16 protein-coding genes, 1 tRNA gene and 1 pseudogene are annotated in these 18,383 nt (G+C 70.1%); 14 read left to right on the plus strand and 4 right to left on the minus strand.

Annotated elements, in window-relative coordinates:
- From ilvC to serA, 4 genes are all read left to right on the plus strand, one after another.
- Positions 1–693 (plus strand): ketol-acid reductoisomerase (gene ilvC / locus NT132_RS06610; protein ID WP_297786666.1); only part of this gene is annotated, 693 nt, incomplete at its 5' end.
- Between the two features lie 66 nt (positions 694–759).
- The gene (locus NT132_RS06615) at positions 760–1,314 is read left to right on the plus strand and encodes a DNA polymerase III subunit gamma/tau (RefSeq protein WP_297786669.1); all 555 of its coding nucleotides are present in this window, start codon (positions 760–762) and stop codon (positions 1,312–1,314) included.
- Positions 1,311–1,667, plus strand: coding sequence for a hypothetical protein (locus NT132_RS06620; protein ID WP_297786672.1), 357 nt, complete (start codon positions 1,311–1,313; stop codon positions 1,665–1,667). The genes NT132_RS06615 and NT132_RS06620 overlap by 4 nt, the downstream gene beginning before the upstream one ends.
- A gap of 129 nt (positions 1,668–1,796) precedes the next feature.
- A complete protein-coding gene (gene serA, locus NT132_RS06625; RefSeq protein ID WP_297786675.1) occupies positions 1,797–3,401 on the plus strand; it encodes a phosphoglycerate dehydrogenase in 1,605 nt (534 codons plus the stop codon).
- A gap of 44 nt (positions 3,402–3,445) precedes the next feature.
- Here serA and NT132_RS06630 read toward each other — a convergent pair whose 3' ends face one another.
- Entirely contained in the window at positions 3,446–3,991 is a 546-nt protein-coding gene (locus tag NT132_RS06630) for a helix-turn-helix domain-containing protein (RefSeq protein ID WP_297786678.1), read from the minus strand.
- A gap of 65 nt (positions 3,992–4,056) precedes the next feature.
- On the opposite strand from NT132_RS06630, the gene NT132_RS06635 reads away from it, so the two are divergent.
- From NT132_RS06635 to NT132_RS06655, 5 genes and pseudogenes are all read left to right on the plus strand, one after another.
- Complete coding sequence (locus NT132_RS06635) at positions 4,057–5,592, plus strand: MFS transporter (protein ID WP_297786681.1); 1,536 nt, start codon at positions 4,057–4,059, stop codon at positions 5,590–5,592.
- Positions 5,593–5,636: 44 nt separating this feature from the next.
- Complete coding sequence (locus NT132_RS06640; RefSeq protein WP_297786684.1) at positions 5,637–6,689, plus strand: 3-isopropylmalate dehydrogenase; 1,053 nt, start codon at positions 5,637–5,639, stop codon at positions 6,687–6,689.
- 61 nt (positions 6,690–6,750) lie between these two features.
- Positions 6,751–7,867 (plus strand): annotated as a pseudogene (locus NT132_RS06645) (branched-chain amino acid aminotransferase).
- Positions 7,868–7,875: 8 nt separating this feature from the next.
- A complete protein-coding gene (locus NT132_RS06650) occupies positions 7,876–8,640 on the plus strand; it encodes a fumarylacetoacetate hydrolase family protein (protein WP_297786687.1) in 765 nt (254 codons plus the stop codon).
- On the plus strand, positions 8,633–9,868 hold the full coding sequence (locus NT132_RS06655) for an MFS transporter (protein WP_297786691.1): 1,236 nt from the start codon (positions 8,633–8,635) through the stop codon (positions 9,866–9,868). Before NT132_RS06650 ends, NT132_RS06655 begins: the two co-directional genes overlap by 8 nt.
- A gap of 19 nt (positions 9,869–9,887) precedes the next feature.
- On the opposite strand, the gene NT132_RS06660 is transcribed toward NT132_RS06655, so the two are convergent.
- A complete protein-coding gene (locus NT132_RS06660; protein ID WP_297786694.1) occupies positions 9,888–10,955 on the minus strand; it encodes an aminotransferase class V-fold PLP-dependent enzyme in 1,068 nt (355 codons plus the stop codon).
- A gap of 125 nt (positions 10,956–11,080) precedes the next feature.
- On the opposite strand from NT132_RS06660, the gene gltX reads away from it, so the two are divergent.
- From gltX to NT132_RS06680, 4 genes are all read left to right on the plus strand, one after another.
- Positions 11,081–12,595 carry a glutamate--tRNA ligase gene (gene gltX, locus NT132_RS06665; RefSeq protein ID WP_297786697.1) on the plus strand — a complete coding sequence of 505 codons (1,515 nt, stop codon included), beginning with the start codon at positions 11,081–11,083 and terminating at the stop codon, positions 12,593–12,595.
- Positions 12,596–12,666: 71 nt separating this feature from the next.
- Positions 12,667–12,738: transfer RNA gene (locus tag NT132_RS06670), tRNA-Gln, on the plus strand.
- A gap of 221 nt (positions 12,739–12,959) precedes the next feature.
- Positions 12,960–14,021 (plus strand): epoxide hydrolase family protein, encoded by a 1,062-nt coding sequence (locus NT132_RS06675; protein WP_297786699.1) that lies wholly within the window; start codon positions 12,960–12,962, stop codon positions 14,019–14,021.
- 66 nt (positions 14,022–14,087) lie between these two features.
- Positions 14,088–14,906, plus strand: coding sequence for an SDR family oxidoreductase (locus NT132_RS06680; protein ID WP_297786702.1), 819 nt, complete (start codon positions 14,088–14,090; stop codon positions 14,904–14,906).
- Positions 14,907–14,918: 12 nt separating this feature from the next.
- On the opposite strand, the gene NT132_RS06685 is transcribed toward NT132_RS06680, so the two are convergent.
- Positions 14,919–15,710, minus strand: coding sequence for an AraC family transcriptional regulator (locus NT132_RS06685; RefSeq protein WP_297786704.1), 792 nt, complete (start codon positions 15,708–15,710; stop codon positions 14,919–14,921).
- Positions 15,711–15,759: 49 nt separating this feature from the next.
- On the opposite strand from NT132_RS06685, the gene NT132_RS06690 reads away from it, so the two are divergent.
- A complete protein-coding gene (locus tag NT132_RS06690) occupies positions 15,760–16,209 on the plus strand; it encodes a DUF2000 domain-containing protein (RefSeq protein ID WP_297786706.1) in 450 nt (149 codons plus the stop codon).
- A 3-nt stretch (positions 16,210–16,212) separates the two neighbouring features.
- Here the strand turns inward: NT132_RS06690 and NT132_RS06695 are convergent, their stop codons facing one another.
- Positions 16,213–18,231 carry a DUF262 domain-containing protein gene (locus tag NT132_RS06695; RefSeq protein ID WP_297786709.1) on the minus strand — a complete coding sequence of 673 codons (2,019 nt, stop codon included), beginning with the start codon at positions 18,229–18,231 and terminating at the stop codon, positions 16,213–16,215.
- Positions 18,232–18,383 lie beyond the last annotated feature (152 nt).

The following is an 18,383-nucleotide window of genomic DNA, read 5'->3' on the forward strand; positions in this document are numbered from 1 at the left end:
ATCCGCTTCGGCTACATCGAGGCCCCCGAGGGCGTCGACGTCATCCTCATCGCCCCGAAGGCCCCCGGACACACGGTGCGTCGCGAGTTCGTCGCCGGCCGCGGCATCCCGGACATCATCGCCGTCGAGCGCGACGCATCCGGCACCGCCTGGGCGACCGCGCTCGCCTACGCGAAGGCCATCGGCGGCACCCGCGCTGGCGTCATCAAGACGACCTTCACCGAAGAGACCGAGACCGACCTGTTCGGTGAGCAGGCCGTGCTCTGCGGCGGTGTCTCGCAGCTCGTCCAGTACGGCTTCGAGACCCTGACCGAGGCCGGTTACCAGCCGCAGATCGCGTACTTCGAGGTGCTGCACGAGCTCAAGCTCATCGTGGACCTGATGTGGGAGGGCGGCATCGCCAAGCAGCGCTGGAGTGTCTCCGACACCGCCGAGTACGGCGACTACGTCTCCGGCCCGCGCGTCATCGACCCGCACGTCAAGGAGAACATGAAGGGCGTGCTCGCCGACATCCAGTCCGGTGCCTTCGCCGAGCGTTTCATCGGCGACCAGGACAACGGCGCCGTGGAGTTCCTCGCGCTGCGCGAGAAGGGTGCCCAGCACCCGATCGAGCAGGTTGGCAAGGAGCTGCGCGCGCTGTTCGCCTGGAAGCAGCAGGACGAGGGCTACACCGAGGGCTCCGCGGCACGCTGAGTCGGATCGGTCACGACGGCGCCCGGGGGATCACCCCGGGCGCCGTCGCCGATTAGTCTGGAAGCCATGGCACGACGAGACGACGACGCCCTCTCCTGGGGGGACGACGACCCGACCCTCGATGTCGGCGACGACGGCGTCGAATGGGACGACGACCCGGCCGCGCCCGCCGCGCCCGCCCGTCCCGGTGTGGTCACCGCGCAGGTCACCGGTCCGGACGGCGTCACCCGCACGCGCGAGGTCGTGCACCCGTACACCGACGACCGGAAGCGCCCGCGGTCACAGCGATCGACCGCCGAGAACGCGGCCGAGGCCCCGACCGACGCCCCGCTCGGCAACGTGGCGCTGGTGTCCCTCGGTGTGCTCGGCGGCATCTACCTGCTCTTCGCGGTCGGCTGGTTCCTCGCGGGTTCCCGTCTTCAGGTGTGGGGCCTGCTGTTCCTCGACCCCGCCGGCTACATCGCGGCGTGGATCCTCGCGACGGTGGCCCCCGTGGCGTGGTTCGTCACGGTGCTCGTCGTGGCACGCCGCCGGGCGGTGTGGCAGCGCGTGCTGCTCCTCGTTCTCGGGATGCTGATTCTCGTCCCCTGGCCCTTCCTCTCGACGGGAGTCGCGGTATGAGCGCGGACACGGCCAACGCCGCCTCGCGGACCACCGCCCTGCCCGGCTGGCTCATCGGGGTCGTCACCGGGTTCTTCGGCCTCTTCTTCGCGTACGCGATGTGGACCGCGGTCGCCTTCCTGCTCCAGCAGGCCGGGGGAGACGCGGGCCTCACCGGATACGGCTGGTTCGTGCTGCTGCTCCCGGTCGTCTTCCCGGTGATCGTGTGCGCCGCGGCCTTCATCCTGGGCCGTCGACGCCGCATCCTGCCGTTCGTGCTGGTGGAACTCACCGGCCTCGCGCTCGTCGCGGTGTTCTGGATCAACGTTTTTGCTCTGGCGGTCACATCCGCCGCAATTTACAACGCGGTGTGACCGCTCCGACGGGGCGCGCGGCGCGTCCGCGATAGGCTGGCACTGGTCTCGCCGTCGGAGACGAGCGGACCGACCCCCATTCTGCATCCGCCCTGCGCGGACGCCTCGTGACGCCCGAAGGACCTTCTCGTGAGCAAGCCCGTCGTCCTCATTGCCGAAGAACTGTCTCCTGCCACGATCGACGCGCTCGGTCCTGACTTCGAGATCCGAACCGTCGACGGCGCTGACCGCGCCGCGCTCCTCCCGGCGCTGGCCGAGGCCCACGCGGTCCTCATCCGGTCCGCGACGAAGATGGATGCGGAGGCGATCGCCGCGGCCCCTGTGCTGAAGGTCATCGCCCGCGCCGGCGTCGGACTCGACAACGTCGACATCAAGTCGGCCACCACCGCCGGCGTCATGGTCGTGAACGCCCCGACCTCCAACATCATCTCCGCCGCGGAGCTGACCGTGGGCCACGTCCTGAGCCTCGCCCGGCACATCCCCGCCGCGCACGCGTCGCTCGCCGCCGGTGCGTGGAAGCGCAGCTCCTTCACCGGGACCGAGCTGTTCGAGAAGACGATCGGCATCATCGGCCTCGGCCGGATCGGTGCCCTCATCGCCGCCCGCGTGCAGGGCTTCGGCATGCGCGTGATCGCGTACGACCCCTATGTCACGAGCGCCCGTGCGCAGCAGCTGGGCGTCGAGCTCGTCTCGCTCGACGAGCTGCTGGAGCAGAGTGACTTCGTCACCATCCACATGCCGAAGACGCCGGAGACCACCGGGATGATCGGCATCGACCAGCTGCGTCGCATGAAGCGCACCGCCTACGTCATCAATGTCGCCCGCGGCGGCCTCATCGACGAGGACGCGCTGTACAAGGCGCTGACCACGCACGAGATCGCCGGCGCCGGCCTGGACGTCTTCACCAGCGAACCCCCCAAGGAGGGCGGCTCCGCGCAGCGCCTGCTCGACCTGCCGAACGTCGTCGTCACCCCGCACCTCGGCGCCTCGACCGAGGAAGCCCAGGAGAAGGCCGGGATCTCCGTCGCCAAGTCCGTCAAGCTCGCCCTCGAGGGCGACCTCGTCCCGGATGCGGTCAACGTCGCCGGCGGCGTCATCGACCCGTTCGTCCGCCCCGGCATCGCGCTCGTCGAGGCGCTCGGCCAGTTCTTCAGCGGGCTGGCCTCCAGCGCGCTCACCAGCCTCGACATCGAGGTGCGCGGTGAGCTGGCCGCCTACGACGTGAGCGTGTACCGCCTCGCCGCGCTGAAGGGGATCTTCAGCCGCATCGTCAGCGAGAGCGTCTCGTACGTCAACGCACCGCTGTTCGCCGAGCAGCGCGGCGTCGAGGCGCGCCTGATCGTCGAGGCCGAGAGCCCGCTGTACCGCAACATCACGATCCTCCGCGGCACACTCGCAGACGGCTCCGTGCTCGAGGTGGCGGGCACCCTGGCCGGCACCCGCATGGTGCCCAAGGTCGTCGGCATCAATGGCTACGAGATCGAGGTGCCGATCGAACAGCACCACATCGTCATGCGCTACGCCGACCGCCCCGGGATCGTCGCGATCTACGGCCAGGAGCTGGGCGCCGCGAAGATCAACATCGAAGGCCTGCAGGTCGCCGCCCCCGACGCCACCGGCCGGGCGCTGTCGGTTCTGACCGTCGACTCGCCGGTCTCGGACGACCTCCTCGCCGCGATGCGTGACGCCGTCGGCGCCGACCTGTTCCGGCAGATCGAGATCACCGAGGCGTGAGTCTGTTCGGTCGGATCGAGATCACCGAATCCTGAGCCGACGGCTCACGCGCGGGTCGAGCGTTCGACCAGCGCGATGAGCGCGTCCATCGCCGGGCCCGAGGGAACGGGCCCGGCGGCGGCATCATGCTGCTGTTGGTAGTTCGCGTAGAGCCCATCACCGACCAGCAGGACGAGATCCAGGGCTGCAGCGTCCGCGGTGTGCGGGCGAAGTGCATCCGCCCAACTCTCCCGGGTGTCCCGCAGTGCATCGCGCGCGGTCGTGTTCCCGCTTTGCGCGATGCGCGAGGTGGCGACGATGACGCGGTCCAGTGGATCGCCCGCGACGGCTGAGGTTCGCAGGAAGTAGGCCACCGGGCCCTCGGGGGAGGCGGCCATCGCTGCGAGATCCGCATCCACGAGGGCCGCCAGGCGCTCGATGATGCCCTGTTCCAGCGCATCCTTCGACCCGAAGTGATAGAGCAGGCCGCCCTTGGAGACGCCGGCCGCACGTGCCGTGGCGTCCATGGTGGCGGCTCGGGCGCCCTCGTCGATGAGCAGGCGCTCGAACGCGTCGAGCACCTTCTCGCGGGCGTGCGGCGGACGGCTCATGGGTTGAATCGTATCGACGGGAGGGTCAGGGACCTGTTACTATACCAGCTGGACGGTATATAAACATGACTCTGACAGAAGACATCCGCATTGCCGAGGCGAACGGCACCCGCGCCGGTTGGCGGGGGTGGGCCGCACTCGTGGTGCTCATGCTCCCCGTGCTGCTCGTCTCGATCGACAACACGGTGCTCAGCTTCGCCCTGCCCGAAATCGCCCTGTCGCTGCAGCCGACGAGCGCGCAGCAGCTCTGGCTGCTCGACATCTACCCGCTGGTCCTCGCAGGCCTCCTCGTGACCATGGGGACGCTCGGGGACCGCTTCGGCCGCCGCCGGATGCTGCTCATCGGGGCGACCGGCTTCGCCGTGGTCTCCGCGCTCGGTGCCTTCGCCCCGACCGCGGAACTGCTCATCGCCGCGCGGGCACTCATGGGCGTGTTCGGCGCGATGCTGATGCCGGCGACCCTGTCACTGCTCCGCAGCATCTTCACCCAGCGCGCCCAGCGGCGGCTGGCCATCGCTGTATGGGCCTCGATGTTCTCCGCCGGTGCGGCGCTCGGACCCGTCGTGGGCGGCATCCTGCTCGAGCACTTCGCCTGGGGGTCAGTGTTCCTCCTCGCGGTTCCCGTGCTCGTCCCGCTGGTGGTACTGGCACCGCTCCTCGTTCCGGAGAGCCGCGACCCCGCGCCGGGCCGGGTCGATGCATGGGGAATCGTGCTGTCGATGGGCGCCATGGTGCCGATCGTCTACGGCATCAAGGAGACTGCGGTGTCCGGACTGTCCACCACGGTGGCGCTCTCGGTCGCGGTGGGACTCGGATGCGGTGCGCTGTTCGTCCGCCGTCAGCTGCGCTCAGACGCGCCGATGCTCGACATGCGCCTGTTCACCCGCGGCGCGTTCACCGGCGCGTTGCTCGTGAACCTTCTCAGCGTCGTCGCGCTGGTCGGCTTCATCTATTTCGTCGCCCAGCATCTGCAGCTCATCGTGGGCCTCGCACCGCTCCAGGCGGGCCTCACGCTCGTCCCCGGTCTGCTCGCCATGATCATCTCGGGTCTCGCGGTCGTGCCGATTGCGGCGCGAGTGAGCCCTGCCGTGGTCATCCCGGTCGCGCTCGCCTTCTCCGTGGTCGGCTACCTGCTGGTGACGCTCGTCGCCGTGGGCGGCGGTGTCGGCCTGCTGATGATCGCATTCGTCTCGCTCGGGCTCGGTATCGGCGCGGCCGAGACGGTCTCCAACGAGCTCATCCTCTCCTCCGCACCGCCCGCCAAGGCCGGAGCGGCCAGCGCCGTGTCTGAAACCGCGTACGAGCTCGGTGCGGTGCTCGGCACCGCCGTGCTCGGCGGCATCCTCACTGCCCTGTACCGGACCGGCCTCGTTGTGCCTGCTGGCATCGACGCAGAGACCGCCGCGAGCGCGCGCGAGACGCTGGCCGGAGCGGTCGCCGCATCCGATGCGCTCGGTACAGCTGGTGACGGACTCCGGGAGGCGGCCGCGGCCGCGTTCGACGGCGGAGTCGTCGTCACCTCGCTCATCGGAGCGGCGCTCGTCGTCGTGGCGGCGGTGATCGCGGCCACTACGCTGAGAAGGTCCCGTAACGCGTCATAGCGCGCCTCGTCGTCGCGTGTCGCGGAATCCGATCGAGGAGTGCAATGTCGCGTGTCGTGAAGCTGGCCGTCATCCCCGGTGACGGTATCGGACCAGAAGTGGTCGCCGAAGCCGAGAAGGTCCTGGATGCGGCCACCGCGGCAACCGATGTCGTCTTCGACAAGACGCGGTTCTCGCTCGGCGCGGCCCGGTACCTGGAGACGGGCGACACGCTCACGGACGACGATCTGGCGGCCATCCGCGCCCAGGATGCGATCCTGCTCGGCGCCGTCGGCGGCGTCCCCGGCGACCCGCGGCTGAAGGATGCGAACATCGAGCGCGGGCTGCTGCTGAAGCTGCGCTTCGAACTCGACCACTACGTGAACCTCCGCCCGTCGAAGCTGTACGAGGGGGCGTCCGGTCCGCTCGCCGACCCCGGCCAGATCGACTTCGTCGTCGTCCGCGAGGGCACCGAGGGGCCCTATGTCGGCAACGGCGGCTCCATCCGTCGCGGCACACCGCACGAGGTCGCCAACGAGACCTCGGTGAACACCGCTTACGGCATCGAGAGGGTCGTCCGCTACGCGTTCGCCCTCGCCGAGCGCCGACGGCACCGCCTCACGCTCGTGCACAAAACCAACGTGCTCGTCCATGCGGGGGGCATGTGGAAGCGGATCGTCGATGAGGTGGCCTCGGAGTACCCCGGGGTCGCCGTAGACTACCTGCACGTCGACGCGGCAACCATCTTCCTGGTCACGAACCCGGGCCGCTTCGATGTGATCGTCACCGACAACCTCTTCGGCGACATCCTGACGGACCTGGCCGGCGCCGTAACCGGTGGCATCGGTCTCGCCGCATCCGGCAACATCAACCCGGACGGCGCGTTCCCGTCGATGTTCGAGCCGGTGCACGGATCGGCCCCGGACATCGCAGGGCAGCAGAAGGCGGATCCCACCGCCGCGATCCTCTCGGTCGCGCTCCTGCTCGATCATCTCGGGCTGCGCGACGAAGCCCAGCGCGTCACCCGCGCGGTGGAGGAGGACATCGCCGGACGCGGTGACACCGCCCGCACCACTTCCCAGATCGGCGACGCGATCGCGGCGGCATTGCAGGCGTAGCCTGGAATCCGCCGCATCCACAGGCCCCGACAGCGCACCGCGCAGACTCAGTGAGACAGTCATGACCCTTCTCGACATCGATCCCGACGCCGGCCTCGCCCCGCTCGCGTTCACCGTCACCCGCAACCTCGCCGCGAAGACGCCTGCCGCGCGCGAAGAGATCCTTCGGAACCCCGGGTTCGGGCAGCACTTCACCGACCACATGGTCGACGTCTGCTGGTCCGTCGGTGGCGGGTGGCACCGGCCGCGCGTGCAGCCGTACGGTCCCATCTCGCTCGACCCGGCGGCCGCGGTGCTGCACTACGGGCAGGAGATCTTCGAGGGCATCAAGGCGCATCAAGGCATACCGGCACGCGGACGGCTCGATCCACACCTTCCGCCCCGACCAGAACGGCCGGCGGCTGCAGCGCTCCGCGCGTCGCCTTGCGCTGCCCGAGCTGCCGGTGTCGTACTTCATCCAGTCGATCCGCGAGCTGATCGCCGTCGACGGCGCCTGGGTGCCCGGTGGAGATGACCAGTCGCTGTACCTGCGCCCGTTCATGTTCGCGAAGGAGGCGTTCCTCGGGGTGCGCCCCGCCCACAAGGTCGCGTACTACCTGATCGCGAGCCCCTCCGGTGCGTACTTCAAGGGCGGTGTGAACCCCGTCTCCATCTGGCTGAGCGAGGACTTCGCCCGCGCCGGCAAGGGCGGTACGGGCGCGGCCAAGACCGGTGGCAACTACGCCGCCAGCCTGCTGCCGCAGGCCGAGGCGTACGAGAACGAGTGCGACCAGGTGGTCTTCCTCGACCAGGACGGCAACGTCGAGGAGCTCGGCGGCATGAACATCGTGTTCGTCTACAAGGACGGCACGCTCGTCACGCCGCAGTCGGACTCCATCCTCGAGGGCATCACCCGTGAGTCGCTGCTGCAGCTCGCGCGGGATCGGGGCCACAAGATCGAGGGCCGGAACGTCTCCCTGCAGGAGTGGCGTGAGGGCGTGGCATCCGGTGACATCGTCGAGGTGTTCGCCTGCGGCACCGCCGCCGTGGTCACCCCGATCGGCGTGCTGAAGGGCAAGGACTTCTTCGACGAACAGCCCGCCGGCACGCTCGCGCTGTCGCTGCGCGAAGAGCTCACCGACATCCAGTACGGCCGTCGCGAAGACCGCCACAACTGGCTCGTGCGGCTGGACGCCTGAGGCCGTCGATGAGGATCGCACGCTTCAGTCACCAGGACGTCATCCGGTACGGCATCGTCGACGGTCGCGAGATCGTCGAGCTCGTCGGCGACCCGATGTACGCCGGATACGAGACGACGGGGGAGCGGATCCCGCTCGCGGACATCACCCTGCTCGCGCCGGTCATCCCGCGGTCGAAGATCGTCTGCGTCGGGAAGAACTACCACGACCACGCTGCGGAGATGGGCGGGGAGGCGCCGGTGGAGCCGCTGCTGTTCCTGAAGCCCAACACCGCCGTCATCGGCCCGAACGACGCGATCGTGCGCCCCACCCAGTCCGAGCGGACCGATTTCGAGGGCGAGCTCGCCGTCGTCATCGGGAAGATCGCGAAGAACGTGCCGGTTGAACGCGCGCTCGACTATGTCTTCGGCTACACGATCGGCAACGACGTCACGGCCCGCGACCTGCAGAAATCCGATGGGCAGTGGTCGCGCGCCAAGGGGTTCGACACCTTCTGCCCGCTGGGCCCGGCCATCGAGACCGAGTTCGACGCCGCATCCGCCCGCCTCACCACCCGCCTGAACGGCGAGGTGAAGCAGGAGGCGCCGCTCTCGGACATGATCCATTCGGTCGCCGACATCATCGCCTACGCCTCTGCCGCGTTCACGCTGCTCCCGGGCGACGTCCTCCTCACCGGCACGCCCGCCGGGGTCGGCCCGTTCCAGGCCGGTGACGAGATCGAAGTCGAGATCACCGGCCTCGGGATTCTGCGGAGCACTGCCCGCAATGCCTGATGCGACGCCGGTGGATGCGGACCTCCTCCGCATCCGCCGGCGGACGCTGTGGGCGCTCTCGCTCGGTCAGATCCTCGGCGGGATCGCCTTCGGGGCGACGCTGTCGCTCGGTGCCGTCATCGTCGCCGAAGTCTCCGGAGACGATGCGCTGTCGGGTCTCGCCACCGCATCCGTGACCCTCGGGGCGGCGGCGTTCGCGATCCCACTCGCACGCCTCGCTCGCGCGCAGGGCCGCCGCCCTGCGCTAGCGCTGGGGCTGCTCGTCGCGCTCGTCGGCGTCGTCGGCGTGATCGCGGGTACGGGCACCCGCATCCTGCCGCTGCTGCTCGCGGGAATCGTGCTCATCGGCGCGGGGCAAGCGGCCAACCTGCAGTCCCGGTTCGCCGCGGCCGACCTCGCCACCGACCGCTCGCGCGCCCGCGACATCTCCGTCGTGGTGTGGGCGACCACGATCGGTGCGGTGCTGGGGCCCAACCTCGTCGGCCCGGGGGAGGTGCTCGGTGAGGCTCTCGGGTTGCCGGCGCTCACCGGGCCGTACGTGTTCACGATCGCCGCGCAGCTGCTCGCAGTTGCCATGTACCTGGTCCTCCTCCGCCCGGACCCGCTGCTCCTGGCGGCGAAGCTCGTTGCCGACCGCGCCGCGGGTGCCGCCTCCGCGATCGCCCGGGCGGACCGGCCCGTTGCCGCCCGTGTTGCGATCGTCGCGATCGCCGGGGCGCATGGCGTGATGGTCGCCGTCATGGCGATGACTCCGGTGCATCTCATGCACCACGGCGCGACGCTCACGATCGTGGGGCTGACGCTCAGCCTGCACATCGCCGGGATGTACGCGCTGTCGCCCGTGTTCGGCCTGCTCGCGGACCGCTGGGGACGCATCCCGACGATCGTGCTCGGGCAGGCGCTGCTGGCGGCGTCGCTGATCCTCGTCTCGGTGGCGCAGGACAGTCAGCTTGCCGTGACGGTCGGCCTCGTTCTCCTGGGTCTTGGTTGGAGCGCGTCGACGGTCGCGGGCGCGGCGCTGCTGACCGAAGCCTCCGCGGAGGATCTGCGCACCCGGCGTCAGGGCCGCAGCGACCTCGCGATGAACCTCGTCGGCGCGGCGGGTGCCATCCTCGCGGGTGTCGTCCTCGGCTGGATCGGCTACGGGGGTCTCGCGCTCCTCGCGCTCGTGATCGTCGCCGCCGTGCTCCTGCTCCTCCCGCTCGCCGCTCGCGCCGGTCGCCGCTGACACTCACGCCAGCTCGGCGTCAGGGCGAGCGGAGGGCGGCGACGGCGTGGTCCACATCCGCATCGTCGTTGAAGACGTGGAAGGCGACGCGGGCGCGCCCGGCGCGGCCCGAGGCGGTGATCCCGGATGCGGTGAGCCGAGCGAGATCGGCTCCCTTCGGGTCCGGCCAGGTCACGATGGCGCTGGGAAGCTCCGGCTGCGGCAGCCCGCGCTCAGCACGGAACCGCGCCGCGAGTCCCGTCGTGTACGCGTGGATCTCCGGTATCGGGGCGGCGGCGAATAGCTCGAGCGACGGCCGTGCGCCGACGAACGCCTGCCACGCGGGCGACACGTCGAATCGCCCGGCGCCCGGGCCGAGGGTCGCCGCGGTCCCGTACGTCGACACCCACGGATCGGCGCCCGCGTACCACCCCGCCTGCACCGGCCGCAGGCCCGCCGCGTACTCCGGCGCGAGCGCGAGGAACGACACCCCGCGCGGCGCGCACAGCCATTTGTACGCGTGGCACACCGCCGCGTCGAACCGCGCCGCATCCACGGGCATCCATCCCGCCGCCTGCGTCAGATCGCACAGGGTCCGGGCGCCTGCCGCCCGGGCGGCGGTGACGATCGCGCCGGCATCCGCGACTTCGCCGGTCGCCGACTGCACCAGCGAGAACGCCACGAGCGCGACCCCGGGCCGGATCTCGCCCGCCAGGTCGGCGAGCGGCACGGTGCGTACCCGGATGCCGCGACCGGCGTAAACGAACGGCAGCAGCAGCGACGAGAAGTCGCCCTCGACGCCGAGCACCTCCGCGTCGTCCGGCAGGTTCGCGGCGATCAGCGCGACCTGCACCGAGGTCTGCGAGCCGATCGCGACGTCGAGCGCGTCTACACGCAGGATGCGGGCCGCATCCGCCCGTGCGGCCTCCACCGTCGCCGTGAGCGCGCGTGGATCGGGGCCGCGGTCCACGGCGCGGGCGAGGTCCGCCGTCAGCGCGGCCACCGACGCCCGCGGGAACAGCCCGCCGGTGCAGGCGGCGAGGTAGTCCCGGCCGCCGGCGAAGGCTTCGCGCACCTCTGTCACCGTCGACATCGGAGTGGGGCTCATGCCTTCAGCCTCGCGCCGCCGCCCGCATCCGTCCACCCCGCCCGCCGTATGCCAGACCGGCGTCAGGCCTCGGCGGGAGAGCAGTCAACGGGCGTCTCGCCGCCACGCGGGTAGGCTGGATGCCTATGGCTGGCACACCCGATCCCCGCACCACCACCGCATCCGGAACCGACGTCCGCGTCCGGTTCTGCCCCTCCCCGACGGGGCTGCCGCACGTCGGTATGATCCGCACCGCGCTGTACAACTGGGCGTACGCCCGGCACACCGGCGGAAAGCTCATCTTCCGCGTGGAGGACACGGATGCGGCCCGCGACAGCGAGGAGAGCTACCGCCAGCGCGTCGACGCGCTCACCTGGCTGCGCATCGACTGGGACGAGGGCGTCGAGAAGGGCGGCCCGCACGAGCCGTACCGTCAGTCGGAGCGCCGCGAGATCTACGCGGCGGTGCTCCGGAAGCTCGTGGACGTCGGCGCGGTGTATGAGTCCTACTCGACTGCGGAGGAGATCGACGCACGCAACGAGGCCAACGGCCGCGCCAAGCAGCTCGGCTACGACAACTACGACCGCGACCTCACCGAGGAGCAGAAGGCCGCCTTCCGCGCCGAGGGCCGCGAGCCCGCCTGGCGCCTGCGGGTTCCGGACCACGACGTCACCTATGTCGACCTCATCCGGGGCGAAGTGACCTTCCCGGCCGGATCCTTCCCCGACTTCGTCGTCGTCCGCGCCGGCGGTCAGCCGCTGTACACCTTCACCAATCCGGTGGACGACGCGGTCATGGGCATCACCCACGTCATCCGCGGCGAGGACCTCATGCCCTCCACCGCGCGCCAGCTGGCGCTGTACACGGCGCTCATCGAGGCCGGCGTCACCGACTTCGTCCCGCGCTTCGGACACATGCCGCTCGTGCTGGGGGAGGAGGGCAACAAGAAGCTCTCCAAGCGTGATCCGAAGGCCGACCTGTTCCTGCAGCGCGAGAAGGGCTTCATCCACGAGGGTCTGCTGAACTACCTCGCCCTGCTCGGCTGGTCGCTCGCGCCCGACCGTGACGTGTTCTCGCTCGACGAGTTCATCGCCGCCTTCGACATCGCGGACGTGAACCCGAACCCGGCCCGCTTCGACCAGAAGAAGGCCGAGTCGATCAACGGCGACCACATCCGGATGCTGGCGCCCGAGGACTTCGCCGCCCGCATCGTGCCGTACCTCGCCGCCGCGGGCATCGTGCGCGAGACCCCGACGAAAGAGGAGCAGGCCATCATCGCCGCCGCCGCTCCGCTCGTGCAGGAGCGCGTGCAGCTGCTCGGCCAGGTTCCGGGGCTCCTCGGCTTCCTCTTCACCGACGCCATCGCCTACGACGACGACGCGCTGAAGAGCCTTCCGGCGAATGCCGGCGAGGTGCTCGTGGCTTCGGTGAACGCGCTGGAGCTCGTGCCGGAGGCGGAGTTCCACACCGCCGCGATCCAGCAGGCGCTCCAAGATGCGCTCATCGAGGGGCTCGCGCTGAAGCCGCGCGTGGCCTACGGGCCGCTCCGCGTCGCCATCAGCGGCCGCCGCGTCTCGCCGCCGCTGTTCGAGTCGATGGAACTGCTCGGCAAGGCCGAGTCGATCCGTCGCCTGGGCGCGCTCGTGCGACAGATCGGCTGACCGCTCGGTTTGGCCGAGCTGCGCACATCGGCTAATATGGACTCTTGTGCGCAGCTCCGGCTGAGGCATGGTGGGGTATGGTGTAATTGGCAACACGGCGGTTTCTGGTACCGTTGTTCTTGGTTCGAGTCCAGGTACCCCAGCTTTCACGAAGCCCGGAATTCCGCTGAAAAAGCGGAGTCCCGGGCTTTTTTGTGTGCGCCGATCCGCGGTGGCGCAGCGTTCGCTGAGACGTAACCTGATGCGGCAGGGGGCGCGGGGACGACCCCGAGCGGTCTGACGCTGCCGTGTCGGCGCCGGCTGCTAGCGTCGCCGGCATCACACGAAGGAGACACCCATATCGAACGAGGATGCCCCGCCGACCGTGACCGCGGCCGAGATCGACGATCTCCGGGCGCGGCTCACGGCTGTCCGCCCCGTGCCGCTGCCACCGGGGCACGGCTGGCACCGGGGCGTGGATGCGGAGTACCTTGCGGACCTCCTCGCCTTCTGGGCCCGCGACTATGACTGGACCCGGCACGAGGCCCGCATCCAGGCGCTGCCGTGGCGACTCGTGGGGAACGCCCGGCCGCTTCGCGTGATCTACCGGGAGGCGGCGTCCCGCGACGCTCCCGTGCTGCTCCTGCTGCACGGCTGGCCGGACTCGGCGCTCCGCTTCGAGCGGCTCCTTCCCCTTCTCGATGACGTCACCCTGGTCATCCCCGCGCTGCCCGGCTTCCCCTTCGCCGTACCGATGCCGGAGGGTGGCCTCTCCTCCGCCGCCATGGCGGAGATGGTGGCGGACGCTATGACCGACCTGGGGCACGACCGGTACGTGGTGTCGGCCGGCGATGTCGGTTGTGATGTGGCCGAGGCGCTGGCGGCCGGGCACCCGCACGCGGTGTCCGCACTGCACCTGACCGATGTGTCCCAGTACCACTTCCTGGTCGACCCGCCGGAGGATCTGTCCCCGGCAGAGCGGGCGTATGTGCGCCACGGTCATGAATGGCAGCGGCAGGAGGGCGGCTACATGTACGAGCAGTCCACGAAGCCGCACACGCTCGCCGCCGCGCTCGGTGAGTCACCCGCTGGCCTTGCGGCGTGGATCCTGGAGAAACTACGCGGCTGGATCGACGGCGATCTGGAGAGCGTGTTCTCCCGTGAAGAACTTCTCACCTGGATCTCGGCATACTGGTTCGGGCGATGCATCGGCACGTCCTTCACGCCCTACGCCGAAGGCGGCGCGAAGCCCTGGGGTCGGGTCGCGGCGCCGACCGCCTTCACGGTGTTCCCGAAAGACCTCGTCAACGCGCCGCGGGAGTTCGCCGACCGCTACTTCGCGGTCGAGAGCTGGGAGGAGCCGGCGCGAGGCGGTCACTTCGCCGCCTTCGAGCAGCCGGATGCATACGCCCGGGGCGTGCGGACGGCCCTCTCCCTCGCCCGCTGAGAAGGCGCAGAGCGCGGTCGCCGTCAACCGGCCCTCACCCGGGCGGCGCGGGTCTATCGTGTCGGCATGGCTCAGAAGACTTTCTTCATCACCGGAACATCCCGCGGCTTCGGTCGCGCCTGGGCGACCGCCGCGCTCGAGCGCGGCGACCGCGTTGCCGCCACCGCTCGCGACGTCGCGACCCTCGACGATCTGGTCGAGCGCTTCGGCGACGCGATCCTTCCCCTCGACCTCGACGTCACCGACCGGGAGGCGGACATCGCGGCCGTCCGGCGCGCGGCCGATCACTTCGGCGTGCTGGATGTCGTCGTCAACAACGCCGGCTACGGACAGTTCGGGATGGCGGAGGAGCTCGCCGAGCAGGAGCTGCGCGATCAGCTCGAGACCAACGTGTTCGGTGCCATCTGGGTCACCCAGGCGGCGCTGCCGATCCTGCGTGAGCAGGGCTCGGGCCACATCATCCAGGTGTCGTCCATCGGCGGGATCTCGGCGTTCGCCGGTCTCAGCGCCTATCACGCGTCCAAGTGGGCCCTCGAGGGGTTCTCGCAGGCACTCGCACAGGAGGTCGACGAGTTCGGGATTCATGTCACGCTCATCGAACCCGGCGGATTCGCCACCGACTGGGCCGGCGACAGCGCCCGTCGATCCCAGCCGCTGGCGGCATACGACGCCGCGCGGGAGCGGCGCGCGCAGCAGCGATCGGCGCAGACCCCGGGCGACCCGCAGGCCTCCGCTGCCGCGTTCCTGCGCGTCGTCGATGCCGACGAGCCGCCGCTGCGCGTCTTCTTCGGCACGGCCCCGCTCGAGATCGCGCGCCGCGACTATGCCGGGCGCCTGGCGACGTGGGAGGAGTGGAACGAGGTGTCCCGGCTGGCGCAGGGCTGAACGCCCCGCGGCTCAGCTGCGTCCTCGCGCCGCGAAGGCCGCGGGCGTCGTCCCCAGGACGGCGCGGAAGTGCCGCGTGAGGTGAGGCTGATCGAAGAACCCCGCGGCGGCGGCGGCCGCCGACGGCGACACGCCGGCCAGGAGCAACCGCCGGGCGCGGTCCACGCGGCGTCCGGTGACGTAGCGGTGCGGGGCGATCCCGTACGCGGCCGCGAAGATCCGTGAGAGGTGTCCCGGGTGCGCGCCGAGCACGACCGCGGCGTCGGCGAGCGTGACGGTCTCGGTGAGGCGATCGTCCAGCAGCCGCCGGAGCCGCCGTGCCAGCGGGGCATCCTGCGCGATCGGCGGCGGAGGCTCACCGAATTGCGCAGCGGCGATGTCGCGGAGGTCGAGGAGAGCATGCTCGGCGATGGGCTCATCCGCCGGGTGTGCCAGCGCCGCGTGCACGGACTGCGCCGCCCGCACCGCGTGCGGGGTCGTGAGCAGCGGCGCATCGACTGCCCCGCGGGTGGCCCGGGGCGGCAACCAGTCCGCATCCAGGTACAGCACGCGCTTACGGAATCTGGTGCCGGGCTGCGCCGAACGGCCATCGTGCGGCACGAACGGCGGCAGCAGCGTGACCGTGCCGGGCGCCGCGTGATGGCCGGCACGGTGGAGGTCGTACCGAACCGCGCCCTCGTCGATCAGCAGCACGGTCCAGGAATCGTGGGTGTGCAGCGGGTAGGCGTGGTGATCCATCGTCGCGTGCAGCACCTCCTGGACGCCGGCCAGACCGGGGTGCCAGGCCCGCAGCGAATCGACCATGCGACGAACGTACAAGACGGCCTCACCGGTGACGAGAGAGGGTCGCCTCATGACCACTATCGACCCCGCCGCCGGCCCTTCCGAGATCGTCCGCTTCGACACCCGCGTCGTGGTCGTCCTACGTGATGACCTCCTGCCGTGGCAGGAGCTCAACGTCACCGCGTTCCTCATGAGCGGCATCGCCACGAGCGCCCCCGATCTGGTCGGGGCGCCGTACGTGGACGCCGACGGCAACGACTACCTGCCGATGCTGCGCCAGCCGGTGATCATCTTCACCGCGGATGCGGTGACGCTCGGCGAGGTACGTGCCAGGGCGAAGGACAGGGGGATGGCGGTGGCCGTCTACACGGCCGACCTCTTTGGCACGAGCCATGACGAGGCCAACCGTGCGGCGGTGGCGACGGTCGCCGCATCCGATCTGGACCTCGTGGGTGTCGCGGTCCGTGGTCCGCGGAACGCCGTGGACCGCCTCACGAAGCGTGCGGTGAAGCACGCCTGAGGCTCAGCGCATGGCCTCGCCGATGTAGGAGTACTTCAGGAACACCTCGGACGCGATCCCCGCCTCTTCCAGCACGCCCTGCACCGCGGTGAGCATGTAGCGGGAATCCCAGCCCATGTAGAGGGAGCGGGTCTCATCGAGCACATCCCACTGGCCGTTCCACGCCTGGCCCTCGTAGACCGGTCCGCCGTGGCGGGCGCTGTAGGTGAGCACGGCGTCGCGTGAGTCAGCCCAGAGCCGCTTAAACACACGGTTGAAGAGGTACTTGATGTCCGGCACCTCCCAGTGCTCGCCGCGGTACTCCACGTACGCGTACTCGCGCTCCCAGCCGCGTGGCCAGCCGCGGCGACGCACCGCATCCAGGATGGGGGTGAGGCCGTCGTCGTCGATCGCCGTGACCCGTGGCCGGGCCCACAACGCCACCAGCCGCGCGGTGAGTTCCTCGGTCCGCTCGGCCATGGCCGCCGTGCCCCAGGTCTCCCGCTCGCTGAGCGCCGCGGTCAGCGGGATGCGGCTGCGCGCGTAGAGGAGGCGCTTCTCGGGGAAGGACGCATCCACCGCCCGTTCCGCCAGTCGCTCCTCGAGCAGGGTGAGGTTTCCGAGGGTGCCCGCGAGTGCGCGATGGCTGTTCTGCTCGTCGTCGCTGTACTCCGCCCAGGTACGGACGCCGTCACCGCTCCAGGTGTCTGCCGGCGCGAGCGGGAACACGTGCTCCACGTCGATGTCGGCGAGGCTGTCGAGCCCGGCCAAACGCCCCAGCACGTACGACGGATGCGGGAGCTCGCCGAACTTGACCGCAACACGGACGCGCTCGTCCGAGGGGGAGATCCGCGCGATCGCGTGCCACAACGCCTCCTGTCCGTCCTCCCGGGCACGGCAGAGGCGCGCCACGAGCCGGTCGATCGGCATCCCGACGATGCGCCGGCGCAGGAGGAGCGCCTGCACGAACTCGAGTGTCTGCAGCAGCGCGGGCCGATCGAGGGCGCCGTGCAGGTGGTCGTGGACCGCCCGCATCACCAGCGGGTACATCGATCGACCGAAGGTGTTGAGGTAGCCGAGCTGGCGGCCGAGGCCGGCGTCGGCGGCGTGGGCAGGCTCGAGCAGCACCCGGTAGATCTCCGAGTACTCCTTCCACTGCGCGGCCTGATGACGCAGCGTGCTGATGTCGAGACGGGGAAACTCGTGCCGGAACGCGTCGTACACGCCGCGCCCGCCGGCGACCGTGACCTCGCGGCCGGTGAGCATGACGAGATAATGCCGCCAGAACTCGCCGATCGTCTCGCCGGTGTTCTCCTCGATCGGCACCCAGAACGACTGCTCGATCTCGAGTTGCTCGGCGTGCGAGAGACCCATGAGGACGTAGTTGTGGATGAGCTCGTGATCCCGCAGCGGCTCGCCGGTGGAGTTGAGACTCTCGAAGATCTGCTGCGCGTTGGCGTCGGGGCCCAGCGTGATCGCTACGTGCTCCAGGCGCTGCAGGCCCCGCCAGATGCGGGCCACCTCATCGGGGCGGATCTGACTGCGGAAGAACGCGTAGTTGTCGTCGAACCGCGAGGCGCGGGTCGCTTCGTCCTCGGAGCGGCGGTCGAGGACCACGCTCTCGAACACGTCGGCCCAGGCACGGTGCGGTCGTAGCTTCGTACGCGTGGGGTCATCGGGGCGCACGAGCACGCGGCGGAGGTCGGCGGCGAGCTCCGCGTCGGTGTCGCGCACGGTGTGCTGCAGCGCCGCCACGAGCAGCATGAGGGTCGTGATCCGCTGCTGCCCATCGATGAGGACGAGCTCGTCGTCGGCGGGGGAGACCTTGGTCGACAGGATCGAGGCGAGGAAGTGGGTGTGCGCATCGTCGGCGTCGGCGACCGCGCGGATATCGGCGAGGAGCTGCTCGCAGCCTCCGATGTCCCAGCGGTACTGCCGCTGGTAGACCGGCACGACGATGCTCGTCACTTCCGACGACAGCCAGGCGATGGTGCCGACGGCCGTCGCATCCACGTTCGTGGCGGTACTCAGGGCCGTGGTCATCGTGTGTCTCGTCCTCCGGAAATCGTTGGTCGCGCCGACGCAGTCACGCACCGCAGCCGGGGTCAATTTTACCGGCCACGCTCCCAGAGGCCGTCAGGACCCGCGAGCTAGGCTGACCTTACCTGGGCCTGTAAAAACTTCGCTGGCCCCAA

The organism is Microbacterium sp., assembly GCF_026393345.1.
Taxonomy (GTDB): Bacteria; Actinomycetota; Actinomycetes; order Actinomycetales; family Microbacteriaceae; genus Microbacterium.